Raw genomic sequence first — 14,450 nt, forward strand, 5'->3', positions numbered from 1 at the left:
GTCAGACCTCCATCAGGGGGGCGGGGGAACCGGCGCCGTCGAAGGCGAAGGCGTCGGGGGAGGGGAGTGCGACCGGGGCCGTCGTGTAGAAGGCCGGGTCGGCGGCGAGGATCGCGGCCCGGACGTCGAGCAGCTCGGTCACCCGGTCGCCGATGACGGCCGAGCCCAGCAGGCCCAGGTCGTCGATGTCGCTCTGCACCGCGGCCTCGCCGTCGACGATGTCGAGGATCTCGTCGACCACGATGGCCACGCTGCGGCCGTGGTCGGCGTACACGATGACCTCGAGGGTCTCCCGGTCGGTCTCGCCGAAGGCACCCAGGTGCCGGTCGAGCCGGACGATCGGCAGGATCGCGCCGCGGTACTGCACCACCTCGCGGGAGCCGACCCGCTCGACGGTCTCGCTGCGCACCTGCTCCAGCCGGGTGACGGTGTCCAGCGGGATGGCGACCCGCCGGCCACCACCGATGGCCGCCAGCAGCATCCGCTGCCGCTCCTGGGCCGCGATGGCGACGGAGGCGGCGACCCGGCTCTCCTGGCGCTCCGCGGACTCCGCCCGCAGGGCCCGGCGGGCCAGCGCCTGGACGTCGAGGATCAGCGCCACGGCGCCGTCGCCCAGCACGGTCGCGCCGGAGTAGAGGCCGATCGACTTGAGCTGGCCGCTGACGGCCTTGACGACGATCTCCTCGGTGTTGATGACCCGGTCCACGACCAGGCCGAACCGGCGGCCCTCCGACCGCAGGACGGCGATGACGACGTGCCCGTCGTGCCGGTCCGAGGGCAGGCCGAGCACCTCGGCCAGGTGCACCAGCGGCAGCAGCTCGCCGCGCAGCCGGTAGACCGACGCGCCACCGACCTCCTCGACCGCGGCGGCCGCCTTCTCGGCGTCCAGGGCGACGAGCTCCTGCAGGCTGATCTGCGGGATGGCATAGCGGTCGCCGGCGCACTCGATGGTCAGCGCCGGGACGATCGCCAGGGTCAGCGGGATGCGCAGCCGCATGCAGGTGCCGCGGCCGACCGTGGACTCGACCTCGATGGTGCCGCCGATGCCCTCGATGTTGGTCTTCACCACGTCCATGCCGACCCCGCGGCCGGAGACGTTGGTGACCGCGGCGGCGGTGGAGAAGCCGGGCTGGAAGATCAGCTGCAGCAGGTCCTGCGGGCTCATCCGGCTCATCGCCTCGGCGGTGATGATGCCCTTCTCGACGGCCTTGGCGCCGATCTTGGCCGGGTCGATGCCTGCACCGTCGTCGGCGACCTCCACCACGACCTGGCCGCTCTCGTGCCGCGAGCGCAGCGTCAGCACGCCCTCGGGGGACTTGCCGGCGGCGATGCGGCCGGCGGTGTTCTCGATGCCGTGGTCGACGGAGTTGCGGACCAGGTGGGTCAACGGGTCCTTGACCGCCTCGAGGAGGGTCTTGTCCAGCTCGGTGTCCTTGCCCTCCATCTCCAGCCGGATGTTCTTCTGCAGCTGCAGGCCGAGGTCGCGGACGACGCGGGGGAGCTTGGACCAGATGTGGTCGATCGGCTGCATGCGCGTCTTCATCGCGCTCTCCTGCAGCTCGCTGGCGATCAGGTTCAGCCGCTGGGAGGCGCGGATCAGGTCCTGGTCGTTCTGCCGGCCGACGTACTGGACGATCTGGTTGCGGGTCAGCACCAGCTCACCGACCAGCAGCATCAGGTTGTCCAGCAGGTCGACGTCGACGCGGATGGTGCTGTCGGCGACGCCGCGGCCCTTGGGCTGGGCCTCCGGGGTGCCCGGCTCGGGGGCGAGCGCCGCGGGGGCGGCGGGCGCGGTCGGCACGGGGACCTCCTGGGGGATCTCGGGCTGGGGGATCTCGGCGGTGGGCGCCGGGGCGGCGGCCGGGGGAGTGGGCGCGGCGATCTGCTCGACCGCGGGAACGGGGGCCGGCGAGGGGACGGCGGCCTTGGCGCGGGAGGCCCGCTTGGCCGGGGCCCGCTTCGCGGCCGGCTTCTTCACCGGCGCGGGCGGCGCCTCGGCCACCGGCTCGGCCACGGCCACCGGCTCGGCCACGGCCACCTCGACGACCGGCTCGGCTGCCGGCGCAGCGGGGGCGTCCTCGAGGGCGCTGGCGAGCACCGCCACGGTCTCGGCGACCGCCACCGAGCCCTCGCCCCCGCTGGCCTCGATCTCGGCCAGCAGCGCGCGGATGGTGTCGGTCATCAGCAGCAGCGCACTGGTGCGCGCCGGGGTGAGGTCCAGGGCGCCGTCCCGCAGCCGGGAGAGGAGGTTCTCCCCGACGTGCGCGACCTCCTCGAGCCGGTTGAAGGCCAGGAAGCCACTGGTGCCCTTGATGGTGTGGATCGTCCGGAAGACGCTCGAGAGCCGGTCCCGCGAACGGGGGTCCTGCTCCAGGGCCACCAGGTCCTGGTCCAGCTGATCGAGGTTCTCGTGGCTCTCCACGAGGAACTCCTCGACGATGTCGTCCAGACCTTCCACGCCTGCCTCTTCCCCTTGGTGCGCCGTCCGGGCCTGCCCCGCACAGTGATGGCTTCATCGGCGCGATCGGAGTCACCTGAAGGTGAGATCCGGGCTCGCGTCCGCCTTTTCTGAATTGGTCCGTCATGGCCCGAGAATGGTCATTCGGGGTCATGTCGACAATTCACGCAGGTCACCGTCCGACCAGGTCAGCGCGTGTGACTGCAGCGTGATCTGACTGATCGGCAGAGGCACGGACGACTGTGACCGCCGGCCCGGCGGGCCGACGGTCACAGTGGGGGAGAAAGGGCGGGAACGGCCTGGTGAGGCCGGTGGGACTCCCGGGTTCAGGAAGTCGGCGGCGGGCTCTTGACGGCCAGGATCGGGCAGTCGACCTCCAGCAGGATGCGCTGGGCCGCCGACCCCATGAGCAGCTTGCCGACCGGCGTGCGCCGGCGGACACCGATGACCAGCAGCTCGGCCCCGGTCTCCGCCACCACGGCGGACAGCTCCTCGGCGACGTCCTGGCCGTGCACCGGCTGGCGCACCTCGAACGGAACGCCGGCGGCGGCCAGCTCCTCGTGCAGCCGGCGCAGCGCGTCGCCCTGCAGGAACTCCTCGTCGACGAGCGCGTCACCGCGGGAGGTGTTGACCACCACCAGCCGGGCCGCCCGCTGCCGGGCCTCGCGCAGGCCGTGCTGCAGGGCGGCCTGCCCCCGGGGGTTGGGGACCATGCCCACCACGACGACGGCCACGGGCCGCTCCTCTCCGGTCACCGGTCCGCGCTCCGGACCGTCTCGTCCTCATCGGCAGCCGCGTCGGCGTGCTGGAGCTCGGCGGGGGAGGGGCGGGGTCCGCGGACCGCCCGGAGCACGATCGGGCCGACCAGGGCCAGCACGGCCAGCGCCAGCACGACCCGGCTGAACCAGGTGTCGACGAGCACGCCGAGGTCGCCGTTGCTGATCGCCAGCGCTCGTCGCAGGTTGGTCTCCGCGATCGGTCCGAGGATCAGCCCGATCACCGCGGGGGCCACCGGCCAGCCATACCGTCGCATGACGAAACCCAGCAGCCCGAGCAGCAGGAGCAGCACCAGGTCCAGCGGGTCGGCGTTCACCGCGAACGACCCGAGCGAGGCGAAGGCGAGGATCCCGGCGTACAGGTAGGGCCGGGGGATGCGCAGCAGCTTCACCCAGAGCCCGACCAGCGGCAGGTTCAGCACCAGCAGCATCGCGTTGCCGATCAGCAGCGAGGCGATCAGCGCCCAGACCAGCGGGCCCTCGGTGGTGAGCAGCGTGGGCCCGGGCTGGATGCCGTAGCCCTGGAAGGCGGCCAGGATGATCGCCGCGGTCGCCGAGGTCGGGATGCCCAAGGTCAGCAGCGGCACGAGCACCCCGGCCGCGGCGGCGTTGTTCGCCGCCTCCGGGCCGGCGACGCCCTCGATGGCGCCCTTGCCGAACTCCTCCGGGTGCTTGGTCAGCTTCCGCTCGGTCGCGTAGGAGAGGAACGTCGGGATCTCAGCGCCGCCGGCGGGCAGCGCCCCCAGCGGGAAGCCGAACGCGGTGCCGCGCAGCCACGGCGCCCAGGACCGGCGGAAGTCCTGGCGGGTCATCCAGCTGCCCTGGTGGTCGATCACCTGCACCGCGCCCCGGCGCAGCCGGGAGGCCACGTGCAGCGCCTCGCCGACCGCGAACAGCGCCACCGCCACCACGACGACGTCGATGCCGTCGGACAGCTGCGGGATGCCCAGGGTGAACCGCTCCTGACCGGTCAGCACGTCGGTGCCGACCAGCCCCAGGTACAGCCCCAGGCACAGCGACGCGAGCCCGCGCAGCGGGGAGGACCCCAGCACCGTGGCGACGGCGACGAAGGCGATGACAGCCAGGGCGAAGTAGTCGGCCGAGGTGACGCCGATGGCCAGCTCGACCACGGTCGGCGCGACCAGCGCCAGCAGCACCGTGGCGATCGTGCCGGCCACGAACGAGCCGATCGCCGCGGTGGCCAGCGCGGCCGACGATCACGCTGCGCGACGCTATTACCCCGTGGGCGTCATGGCACCACCGGGTGGCGCGTCGTTCCCGGACGTGCGGGAGGTCAGACCCCCAGCGCGGCGGACAGCCGCTCGAGCACGGCGCGCACCCCGGCCAGGTCGGGCACCCGGTGGGCGGCGTGGGTCTCGCCCTCACCGACCTTGACGGTCACCCCGGCCGGTGCCAGTGCCCGGAAGCCGTCCTCGTCGGTGACGTCGTCGCCGAGGTAGAGGGCACCCCGGGCACCCAGCTCGTCCCGGAGCCGGACCAGGGCACTGCCCTTGTCGGCGTCGGTGACCGCGAGCTCGAGCACGTCCTTGCCGGGCTTGGGGGTGTGGTGCGGGCCCGCGGCGGCCGCGGCCCGCTCCAGCAGCGCCGGGCGAGCGGCGGCCTCGGGCACCGTGCGCACGTGCACGGCGACGGCGGCCGGCTTGACCTCCAGGCGCGCGCCGGGGACGGCGTCCACCAGCGGCGACAGGGTGGCGACCAGCTCGTCCCGGGCGGCACGCAGCTCCCCGGCGAGCGGGCCGTCGAACTCCGCGCCGTGGCTGCCGATCCAGCGGAACGGGCCGGTGAGCCCGCTGGTGGCCTGCAGGTCCTCGATGCCCCGGCCGCTGACCAGCGCGACCGTGACGCCCTCGACGGCGGCCAGCCGGCCGAGCAGGTCGGCCACCCCGGGCTCGGGCACGGCGGCGGCGGGGTCGTCGCGGAGACGGGCCAGGACGCCGTCGTAGTCGCTGGCCAGCAGCAGCGGCCGGGCCCGCGCCAGCTCGTCGAGCGCCTGGGCCAGTGCGTCGTCCAGCGGGTGGCTCACGCCTGGGCCTGCAGCGAGTCGAAGAACGAGTTCGCCCAGTGGTCGAGGTCGTGCTTGGTGATGTACCGGCGCATCGCGCGCATCCGCTTGACGCCCTCGGCCCGGTCCATCCGCAGCCCGCGCAGCAGCTGGTTCTTCACCCCGGCGATGTCGTGCGGGTTGACCAGCAGCGCCTGCTTGAGCTCGGCGGCCGCGCCGGCGAACTCGCTGAGCACCAGCACCCCGCCGTCGTCGCCGCGGGCGGCGACGTACTCCTTGGCCACCAGGTTCATGCCGTCCCGGTAGGGGGTGACCAGCATGACGTCGGCCGCCCGGTACATGGCGGCCAGCTCCTCGCGGGGCATCGACTGGTTGAAGTACTGCACCGCCGGCCCGGCGGTGGAGCCGTACAGGCCGTTGATGTGCCCGACCTGCTGCTCGATCGTCTCGCGCATGGTCACGTAGTGCTCGACCCGCTCGCGGCTGGGCGTGGCCACCTGGACGAACACCGTGGCGGGTGCCTCGATGGCGCCGTCCTCCAGCAGCTCCTCGAACGCCTCCAGGCGCACGCCGATGCCCTTGGTGTAGTCCAGCCGGTCGACGCCGAGCACGATCTTCTCCGGCTGCCCCAGCTCCTCGCGGATCTGCGCGGCCCGGGCCAGCACCTCGGGGGTGCGGGCGAGCTCGTCGAAGGCGCTCACGTCGATGGAGATCGGGAAGGCCCTGGCGGTGACCGTGCGGCCCTCGTAGCTGATCGTGTTGCCCTTGGTGGGCAGGTCGTGCAGCCGCCGGGCGAGGTTGACGAAGTTCGTCGCCGCCGTCGGCTGCTGGAAGCCGATCAGGTCCGCGCCCAGCAGCCCCTCGATGATCGCCGAGCGCCAGGGCAGCTGGGTGAACAGCTCGTAGGGCGGGAAGGGGATGTGCAGGAAGAAGCCGATGGTCAGGTCGGGGCGGCGCTGGCGGAGCATCGCGGGCACGAGCTGCAGCTGGTAGTCGTGCACCCAGACGATCGCGCCCTCGGCGGCCACCTCGGCGGCCCGGTCGGCGAACCGCTTGTTGACCTGGACGTAGGCGTCCCACCAGGTGCGGTGGTACTCCGGCTTCTCCACCACGTCGTGGTAGAGCGGCCACAGCGAGGCGTTGGAGAACCCCTCGTAGTAGCGGTCCACCTCCTCCTCGGACAGCGGCACCGGCACCAGCGACATCCCGCCGGACTCGAACGGCTCCGGGGCGTCGCCCGCGGCGCCGGACCAGCCCACCCAGGCGCCGCCGCGGCCGGCGACGAACGGCTCCAGGGCGGTCACCAGCCCACCGGGGCTGCGTTGGTACCGCGTCGTCCCGTCGGGGTCGGTGACCTGGTCGACCGGCAACCGGTTGGCGACCACGACCACCGGGCTGTCGGCGCTCACTGACGTCCTCCGCGCTCGCTTGATCCGCTCATCCTGAGCCGACCCTAGGTGACGGGCACCCTCCGGCGCGCGCCCGGCGACTCAGCGGGCCAGCAGGTACCCGGCCGCGGCAGCGCCCAGCCCGAGCACCAGCGTGCCGATCAGGTAGGCCAGCGCGCGCAGCACCACCCGCTCCTCGACCAGCCGGACGACGTCGGTGCCGAAGGTGGAGAAGGTGGTCAGCGTGCCGCAGAAGCCGGTGCCGACCAGCGCCAGCACGGCGGGGGAGACCTCGCGCAGGCCGAGCAGCACGCCGAGCACCGCGCTGCCGGCGACGTTCACGGTCAGCGTGCCCACCACGCTGCCCCGGCCGCGGCGGGCGGTGGCGACCCGGTCGGCGAGCAGTCGCAGCGGGGCGCCCACCAGGGCACCCAGCACCACCCACAGCGCCGTCACGCGACGCCCTCCCCGGGCACCGGGGCCAGCCGGCGACCCAGCACCACCCCGCCCGCGGCAGCGAGCACGCCACCGAGCACCGAGACGGCCACGTAGCCGGCGGCGGTGGCCCAGGCGCCGGCCTCGGCCAGCCGCACCGTCTCCACGGCGAAGGTGGAGAAGGTCGTGTAGCCGCCGAGCACCCCGGTGCCCAGCAGCGGCCTCAGCCACGGGGAGCCCGGGTGGCGGGCGGCCAGCACCGCCAGCAGCAGCCCCAGCAGCAGGCAGCCGGTGAGGTTCACCAGGAGGGTGGCCCACGGCCAGCCGGCCGCGTGGGAGGGGAGCGCCTCGGCGACGCCCCAGCGGCCCAGTGCACCGAGGGCACCACCGAGCGCAGCGGCGGCGTAGCCGATCAGCGGTCCTCCCCGGGTCCGGTCACCGGGCCGGCGACCGGGGGCAGCATGCCACCGCCCGGCGACAGCGCTCAGTCGCGGCGCGTCTCGGGGAACAGCAGGTCGACGAAGCGGTCCACGGTGGGCTGTGGCTCGTGGTTGGCCAGCCCGGGCCGCTCGTTCGCCTCGATGAACACGTGCTCGGGGCCGGCCACGTCGGGCACCATGAAGTCCAGCCCGGTCACCGGGATGCCGATCGCCCGGCTGGCCCGCACGGCGGCCGCGGCGATGTCCGGGTGCAGCCGGTCGGTCACGTCCACGATCGTGCCGCCGGTGTGCAGGTTCGCCGTCCGCCGGACCCGCAGCCGCTGCCCGTGGGCCAGCACGTCGTCCATCGCGTGCCCGGCATCAGCCACCACCTCGGCGGTCGCCTCGTCCAGCGGGATGCTCGACTCCCCGCCGGTGGCCCGCTCCCGGCGGCGGCTGGTCTCCCGCACCAGCGCGGTCACGTCCTGCCGCCCGTCGCCGACCACCTCGGCCGGTCGGCGCAGCGCCGCGGCGACCACCCGGTGGTCGATCACGACGACCCGCAGGTCGTCGCCGGCCACCAGCTCCTCGACCAGCACGTCGGGGCAGTGCTGCAGCGCCAGCGGGACGGCCCGCTCCAGCCCCTCGACGTCCCGGACGCCGACGGTGATGCCCTTGCCCTGTTCGCCGCGGGCCGGCTTGACCACCACCGAGCCGCAGGCGGCGAGCAGCTCGTGGGCGGCCGCGAGGTCACCCTCGCCGACCACTGCGCCGCGCGGCACCCGGACGCCGGCCCGCTCCATGAGCCGGCGGGTCACCCGCTTGTCGTCGCAGCGGCTCATCGCCACCGCGGAGGTGAACTCCGACAGCGACTCCCGGGTGAGCACCGACCGGCCGCCCAGCGACAGCCGCAGCTCGCCGAACTCGGCGTCGGTCACCTCCACCCGGATGCCGCGGCGCAGCGCCTCGTCGGCGATCACCCGGGCGTAGGGGTTCAGCTGGGTCAGCCCCGGCGGGGGAGCGGCGAACAGCGGGGTGTTGATCGGGTTCTTCCGCTTCACGCAGACCGCGGAGACCCGGTCGAAGCCCAGCTTGCGGTAGAGGTGGATCGCCGCGGAGTTGTCGTGCATCACCGACAGGTCCAGGTGCGCCCGCCCCCGCGCCGCGTACCGCTCGGCCAGCACCCGGACCAGCGCCTCCCCGGTGCCGGGCGGGGCGTCCTGGGCGTCGACGGCCAGGCACCAGAGGCTCGAACCGCCGTCCGGGTCGCCGAAGGCCAGGTGGTGGTCCACGCCGGTCACCGTGCCGACGATCCGGCCGGTCCGCGGGTCCTCGGCGACGAGGTAGGTGAACCTGCGGGTGCGGTGGTTGGCCCACATGGTCGCGGTGTCGGCGGCGACCATGCCGGCCCGGGCGTACAGGTCGTTGACCTCCTCCATCTCCGCCGCCGAGGTCACCGTGCGCACGAAGACGCCGCGGATCAGCTCCTCGCGCGGGCGGTAGCGGTGCAGCGGCAACCGGAAGATGAACGAGGGGTCGATGAACAGCTCGTCGGGGGCCATCCCGACCAGCACCTGCGGGTCCCACGGGTAGACGCAGATGTCCCGCCGGCCGGACTCCTCGGCACGCAGCGCGGCCAGCACGCCGGAGAGGTCGGCGAAGGTCTGGCCGAACACCAGCCGGCCCCAGCCCATGTCCAGCACGACGTCACTGGTCATCCCGCGCAGCTGGTGCGCCGCCGGTTGCTGCCAGGAGCGGCTGGTCAGGGCCGCGGGGGCGCGGTGCGGGCGGTGGCCGGCGAGGCGACGGGTGCTGCTGGTCACCTCGGTCATCGTGCCGTACATGCCCGCAGGGGTGCCCGGGCCGCCCCCGTCGGACACGTCACAGCGGCGCTGTTCCACGTGGAACGCGCCTCAGCCGTAGTAGAGCGCCACCGGCCGGCCGTCGATCTCCCGGACGTCGACCGGGGTGTCGTAGACGGCGGCGAGCACGTCGGGGCGCATCACCTCCCGCGCCGGTGCGTCGGCCACCACGACGCCGTCCCGCATGGCGACGATCCGGTCGGCGTAGCTGGCGGCGAAGTTGATGTCGTGCAGCACGATGACCACCCGCTTGCCGAGCTCGTCGGCCATCCGCCGGACCAGCCGCATGATCTCGGTCATGTGCCGCAGGTCGAGGTTGTTCAGCGGCTCGTCCAGCAGCACGTACCGGGTGTCCTGCGCCAGCACCATCGCGACGAAGGCCCGCTGGCGCTGCCCACCGGACAGCTCGTCGAGGAAGCGGTCCCGGTAGGGGTCGAGCTCCAGGTAGCCGATCGCCTGCTCGATGTGCTCGCGGTCGTGGGTCGTGAGCCGGCCCCGCGAGTGCGGGAAGCGGCCGAACTCCACCAGGTCGTGCACGGTCAGCCGGGCCGCGACGTGGTTGTCCTGCCGCAGCACCGCGAGCACCTTGGCCAGCTCGCCGGACGGCGTCGACGCCACGTCCAGCCCGTCCACGGTGACCCGCCCGGCGTCGGGGGACAGCAGCCGGCCGACCAGGCCGAACAGCGTCGACTTCCCCGCCCCGTTCGGGCCGATCAGCGCGGTGACCCCCTCCCCGCCGAAGGTGATCGACACGTCGTCCACGACCGGCTGCCGGCCGTAGCGCTTGGTGACGTTCTCGAGCGCGATCACCGCGCCCCCTTCCGCAGCACGAGGTACAGGAAGAAGAGGCCACCGGCGAAGTCGATGACCGTGGACAGCGTGCCGCCGTAGCCGAGGACCCGCTCCAGCACCAACTGGCCGCCGAGCAGGCAGACCATGCCGAGCAGCACCGCCGTCGGCAGCGTCCACACGTGCCGGAACGACCCGGCCCAGGAGTAGGCGAGGTTGGCCACGATGAGGCCGAAGAAGAGGATCGGCCCGACCAGCGCCGTCGAGGCGGCGATCATCACCGAGACCCCCACGAACAGGGTCATCACCACCCGCTTGTGGTCGACCCCGAGGCCGACGGCGGCCGGCTCGCCCAGGGTCAGCACGTCCAGCACTCGCAGCAGCGGCACGACGGCGGCGCAGCCCAGCACGACGAGGCCGGCGGTGAGGGCGAGCAGCGTCTCGTCGGGCCGGGTGAGCGAGGCGAACATCGCGTCGGTGAGCACCTGGAAGTCCAGCGGGTCCAGCATCCGCTGCATCCACTCGGCGAAGCTGCGGAAGAACGTGCCCAGCACGATGCCGACCAGCAGCATCAGGTGGATCGAGCGGCGCTTGCCCCCGAACAGCCAGGTGAACAGCAGCACGCTGAACGCCACCATCACCACGACCTGGACCAGCCAGAGCGTGAGCTGGTCGAAAGCCAGGAACGCCGCCGACCCGGAGGAGAACACGATGAGGGTGGAGATCAGCACGTAGAACGCGTCGAACCCCATGATCGAGGGGGTGAGGATGCGGTTCTGCGTGATGGTGTGGAACACGACCGTGGAGACGCCGACCGCCGTGGCCACGACGATCATCGCGGCCACCGTGAGGCTGCGGATCCGCAGCGCGTAGCCGAGCGACCCGGGGACGTCGGTGAACAGGTAGGCGGCGGCCAGCCCCAGGACGACCGCGCCGAGCAGGGCCAGCCGGAACGCCGGGCTCGCCCAGGAGATCGCGAGCCGGCCGCGGTGCAGACCGGCATCGGGCAGCGCCCCGGACTCCGTGGTGGTGGGATCAGTGAGCACGGCTCCGCCTCCGCAGCAGCAGCCAGAGGAACAGCGCCGCGCCGATGACGCCGACGACGACCGACAGCGGGATCTCGTAGGGGAAGCGGACGAGGCGGGCGACGAGGTCGCAGGCGAGCACGAACACGGCCCCGAGGCCGGCGACCCAGGGGATCGCCCGGCGCACGTTGTCCCCGATCACCAGGCTGACCACGTTCGGGACGACGAGGCCCAGGAACGGGATCATGCCCGCGGTGACCAGCACCGCCGCGGTGATCACCGCGATGACCACCATGCCGACGGCGACGACCTTCCGGTAGTCCAGCCCCAGGTTGGTGGCGAACTCCTCGCCGAGGCCGATCACGCTGAACCGGTCGGCGGCGAACCAGGCGACCGCGACCATCGCCCCGGCGATCCAGAGGAACTCGTACCGGCCCTGCATGACCGTGGCGAAGCTGCCCTGCGCCCACTGACCGAGGGACTGCAGCAGGTCCAGCCGGTAGGCGACGAACGTGGTCACCGCACCGACGACGCCGCCGAGCATGATGCCGACCAGCGGGACGAGCACCAGCTGGCGCACCGGCACGAAGCGGACCACCCGCAGGAAGACCCAGGTGCCGAAGAGCCCGAACACCGCGGCGACGGCCATCTTCCCGACGACGGCCAGCCCGGGCAGGAAGACCATCGTGACGAGCATCCCGAGCGTGGCGAACTCGGTGACCCCGGTGGTGCCGGGCTCGACGAACTTGTTCCGCACCAGCATCTGCATGATCAGCCCGGCGATGCCGAGCGAGGCGCCGACCAGGACGGCGGCGAGCGTGCGCGGGACCCGGCTGGCGACCAGCAGGAAGGCGGCGTGCCCGTCCGCGCCGCCGTCGAGCACCGAGGCGGGGGAGACGTCGGAGACGCCGACGAACAGGCCGGTGACCGACAGGACCACCAGCAGGACGCCGATGAGCACCCCCACCCAGGTGCGGCGTGGCCGCGCCGGGGTGGGGGTGCTCGCCGGGGTGGTGTCGAGCGCCGTCACCGGGAGCCGGCGGGGCGCGCGGGCAGGACCGGCACGGTCACCCGGCGATCTGCAGGACGTCGTCGATCATGATCTGCGCCGTCTCCAGGCCGCCGAAGACGACGTACCAGGCGACCGGGTCCAGGTAGTGGACCTGGTCCTCCTGAGCAGCGGTGGTCTGCGCGACGATCTCGTTGTCCAGCACCGCGGCGGCGGCCTGGGCGCCCTCCTCGCCGATGGCGGCGTCCCGGTCGACGACCCACAGGTGGTCGGGGTCGGTCTCCAGCAGGAACTCGAAGGAGACCGGCTCGCCGTGCGTGGCGGCCTCGATGTCCTCGACCACCGGCTGCACGCCGAAGGTGTCGTAGATCAGGCCGCCGCGGGCGCCCCGCGCGTCGCCGGCGTCGCCGGCCGGGGCCAGTGCGCTGAGCTCGCCACCGGAGACCATCAGGCCGAGGCCCGTGCCGGCGTCGGCGGTGGCAGCCCGCGCCTCCTCGATGCCGGCCTCCACCTCCGCGACCGCCGCGGCCGCCTCGTCCTCGGCACCCAGCACCTCGCCGAGGAAGGTGGCGTTGCGCTCCAGCGTCTCGGTGAACGAGCCGCGCATGCTCAGGTCGACGGTCGGCGCGATCTCGCTGAGGTCCTCGTACAGCGCCGCGGAGCGGCCGCCGATGACGATCAGGTCGGGCTGCTGGGCCTCGATCTCGACCAGGTCGGCCTCAAAGAGCGTGCCGGCGTTGAAGGCGTCGTCGGCGAGGGCGTCCTGCAGGTACCCGGGGACGGAGTCCAGCGGCGCGCCGGCGATCTCGCCGCCCAGCGCGCCGATGGTGTCCAGGCTGGCCATGTCGAAGACGACGACGGTCTCCGGGTCCTTCGGGACCTCGACCGTCGTCTCCTCGTACTCCGGGTCGGCGTCCTCGGCGGCGACGTTGCGGTCCCAGGTGAAGGAGACGGTGGCGGCCTCGTCCGCGGCGGCGGTGTCGACCGCCGCCTCCTCCCCGCAGGCGGTCAGGGCGAGCAACGCCGAGAGGGACAGGGCGGTCGCGGCGAGCGGCCGGGCGGTACGGGGCATGCAGGGCTCCAGGCTCGGACGGATGAGGGAAGGCTGCCCTCACTAAGGCCTGCCTAACCAATCAGCTCGGCTGCCCACCTGTCACCTCGACGTGACCATTTCGTGACCAACGCGGCTGGATCTCCCACTGGGCGGGAGGCGGGTTGCCGATGCGCTCCGGCGGGCACCACCGCGGCATGCAGACACGGAAGCTCCGCGACCTGACCGTCCCCGCCCAGGGCCTGGGCTGCATGGGGATGAGCGAGTTCTACGGCACCGGCGACCAGGCCGAGGCCGAGCGCACGATCCAGCGTGCCCTCGATCTCGGCGTCACCTTCCTGGACACCGCCGACATGTACGGCCCCTTCACCAACGAGCAGCTGGTCGGCAAGGCCATCGCCGGGCGACGCGACGAGGTCGTGCTCGCCACCAAGTTCGGCAACGAGCGCACGCCGGACGGCGGCATGGTCGGCATCAACGGCAAGCCCGACTACGTGCGCCAGGCCTGCGACGCCTCGCTGCAGCGGCTCGGCGTCGACGTGATCGACCTGTACTACCAGCACCGGGTGGACACCACCGTGCCGGTCGAGGACACCTGGGGGGCGCTGCACGAGCTGGTGGACGCCGGCAAGGTGCGGCACGTCGGCATCTCCGAGGCCGCCCCCGACACGATCCGCCGGGCGCACGCCGTCCACCCGGTGACCGCGCTGCAGACCGAGTACTCGCTGTGGACCCGCGACCCCGAGGACGACGGTGTGCTGGCCACCTGCGCCGAGCTCGGCATCGGCTTCGTCGCCTACTCGCCCATCGGCCGCGGCTTCCTGTCCGGGCAGATCCGCAGCCTCGACGACCTGGCTCCGGACGACTTCCGCCGGCACAATCCCCGGTTCCAGGGTGCGGCGTTCGAGCAGAACCTGCGGCTGGTCGACCGGGTCCGCCAGCTCGCCGAGGCCAAGGCCGTCACCGCCACCCAGCTGGCGCTGGCCTGGGTGATGGCGCAGTCCGACCGCGACGGCAACCCGGCGATCGTGCCGATCCCGGGCACCAAGCGCGTCTCCTACCTCGAGGAGAACGCGGCCGCCACCGACGTCGAGCTCACCGAGGACGACCTGCGCGCCCTCGACGAGGCCGCGCCGCGCGGGGCCACCGCGGGCGACCGCTACCCGGACATGTCCACCGTGCACCGCTGATGAAGGACCACCGTTCCCCCCACGC

General features: G+C 73.1%; 13 protein-coding genes. 1 reads left to right on the plus strand and 12 read right to left on the minus strand.

What is annotated here, in order from left to right:
- Position 1: 1 nt before the first annotated feature.
- The 12 genes from Q1A09_RS08385 to Q1A09_RS08440 all read right to left on the minus strand — a co-directional run bounded on the left by Q1A09_RS08385 (position 2) and on the right by Q1A09_RS08440 (position 13,256).
- On the minus strand, positions 2-2,458 hold the full coding sequence (locus tag Q1A09_RS08385; protein ID WP_299953502.1) for a chemotaxis protein CheA: 2,457 nt from the start codon (positions 2,456-2,458) through the stop codon (positions 2-4).
- A gap of 326 nt (positions 2,459-2,784) precedes the next feature.
- A complete protein-coding gene (locus Q1A09_RS08390) occupies positions 2,785-3,192 on the minus strand; it encodes a universal stress protein (protein WP_299953504.1) in 408 nt (135 codons plus the stop codon).
- Positions 3,193-3,209: 17 nt separating this feature from the next.
- Positions 3,210-4,439: a tripartite tricarboxylate transporter permease gene (locus Q1A09_RS08395; RefSeq protein ID WP_299953602.1), complete on the minus strand. Its 1,230-nt coding sequence runs from the start codon at positions 4,437-4,439 to the stop codon at positions 3,210-3,212.
- 89 nt (positions 4,440-4,528) lie between these two features.
- A complete protein-coding gene (gene otsB, locus Q1A09_RS08400) occupies positions 4,529-5,278 on the minus strand; it encodes a trehalose-phosphatase (RefSeq protein ID WP_299953505.1) in 750 nt (249 codons plus the stop codon).
- Positions 5,275-6,666 (minus strand): trehalose-6-phosphate synthase, encoded by a 1,392-nt coding sequence (locus Q1A09_RS08405; RefSeq protein ID WP_299953507.1) that lies wholly within the window; start codon positions 6,664-6,666, stop codon positions 5,275-5,277. The genes otsB and Q1A09_RS08405 overlap by 4 nt, the downstream gene beginning before the upstream one ends.
- An 81-nt stretch (positions 6,667-6,747) precedes the next feature.
- Positions 6,748-7,101 (minus strand): CrcB family protein, encoded by a 354-nt coding sequence (locus Q1A09_RS08410; protein ID WP_299953509.1) that lies wholly within the window; start codon positions 7,099-7,101, stop codon positions 6,748-6,750.
- Positions 7,098-7,568, minus strand: a complete 471-nt coding sequence (gene crcB, locus Q1A09_RS08415; protein WP_366139765.1) for a fluoride efflux transporter CrcB — start codon at positions 7,566-7,568, stop codon at positions 7,098-7,100. The genes Q1A09_RS08410 and crcB overlap by 4 nt, the downstream gene beginning before the upstream one ends.
- Complete coding sequence (gene ngg / locus Q1A09_RS08420; protein ID WP_299953606.1) at positions 7,565-9,331, minus strand: N-acetylglutaminylglutamine synthetase; 1,767 nt, start codon at positions 9,329-9,331, stop codon at positions 7,565-7,567. The genes crcB and ngg overlap by 4 nt, the downstream gene beginning before the upstream one ends.
- Before the next feature lie 81 nt (positions 9,332-9,412).
- Positions 9,413-10,171, minus strand: a complete 759-nt coding sequence (locus tag Q1A09_RS08425; RefSeq protein ID WP_299953510.1) for an ABC transporter ATP-binding protein — start codon at positions 10,169-10,171, stop codon at positions 9,413-9,415.
- A complete protein-coding gene (locus Q1A09_RS08430) occupies positions 10,168-11,196 on the minus strand; it encodes an iron chelate uptake ABC transporter family permease subunit (protein WP_299953512.1) in 1,029 nt (342 codons plus the stop codon). The genes Q1A09_RS08425 and Q1A09_RS08430 overlap by 4 nt, the downstream gene beginning before the upstream one ends.
- Complete coding sequence (locus Q1A09_RS08435; protein ID WP_299953514.1) at positions 11,186-12,205, minus strand: ABC transporter permease; 1,020 nt, start codon at positions 12,203-12,205, stop codon at positions 11,186-11,188. The genes Q1A09_RS08430 and Q1A09_RS08435 overlap by 11 nt, the downstream gene beginning before the upstream one ends.
- A 37-nt stretch (positions 12,206-12,242) precedes the next feature.
- Positions 12,243-13,256, minus strand: coding sequence for a siderophore ABC transporter substrate-binding protein (locus Q1A09_RS08440; protein ID WP_299953516.1), 1,014 nt, complete (start codon positions 13,254-13,256; stop codon positions 12,243-12,245).
- Between the two features lie 176 nt (positions 13,257-13,432).
- Here Q1A09_RS08440 and Q1A09_RS08445 point away from each other — a divergent pair, with 176 nt between their 5' ends.
- Positions 13,433-14,425 (plus strand): aldo/keto reductase, encoded by a 993-nt coding sequence (locus tag Q1A09_RS08445; RefSeq protein ID WP_299953518.1) that lies wholly within the window; start codon positions 13,433-13,435, stop codon positions 14,423-14,425.
- The last annotated feature ends 25 nt before the right edge of the window (positions 14,426-14,450 follow it).

Source organism: uncultured Modestobacter sp. (assembly GCF_947486615.1).
Lineage (GTDB): Bacteria > Actinomycetota > Actinomycetes > Mycobacteriales > Geodermatophilaceae > Modestobacter.

Excerpts from the sequence above, each read along its gene's own strand:
- ngg (WP_299953606.1), bottom strand. The coding sequence starts at position 9,331 with ATGACCGAGGTGACCAGCAGCACCCGTCGCCTCGCCGGCCACCGCCCG.
- Q1A09_RS08440 (WP_299953516.1), bottom strand. The coding sequence starts at position 13,256 with ATGCCCCGTACCGCCCGGCCGCTCGCCGCGACCGCCCTGTCCCTCTCG.
- Q1A09_RS08445 (WP_299953518.1), top strand. The coding sequence starts at position 13,433 with ATGCAGACACGGAAGCTCCGCGACCTGACCGTCCCCGCCCAGGGCCTG.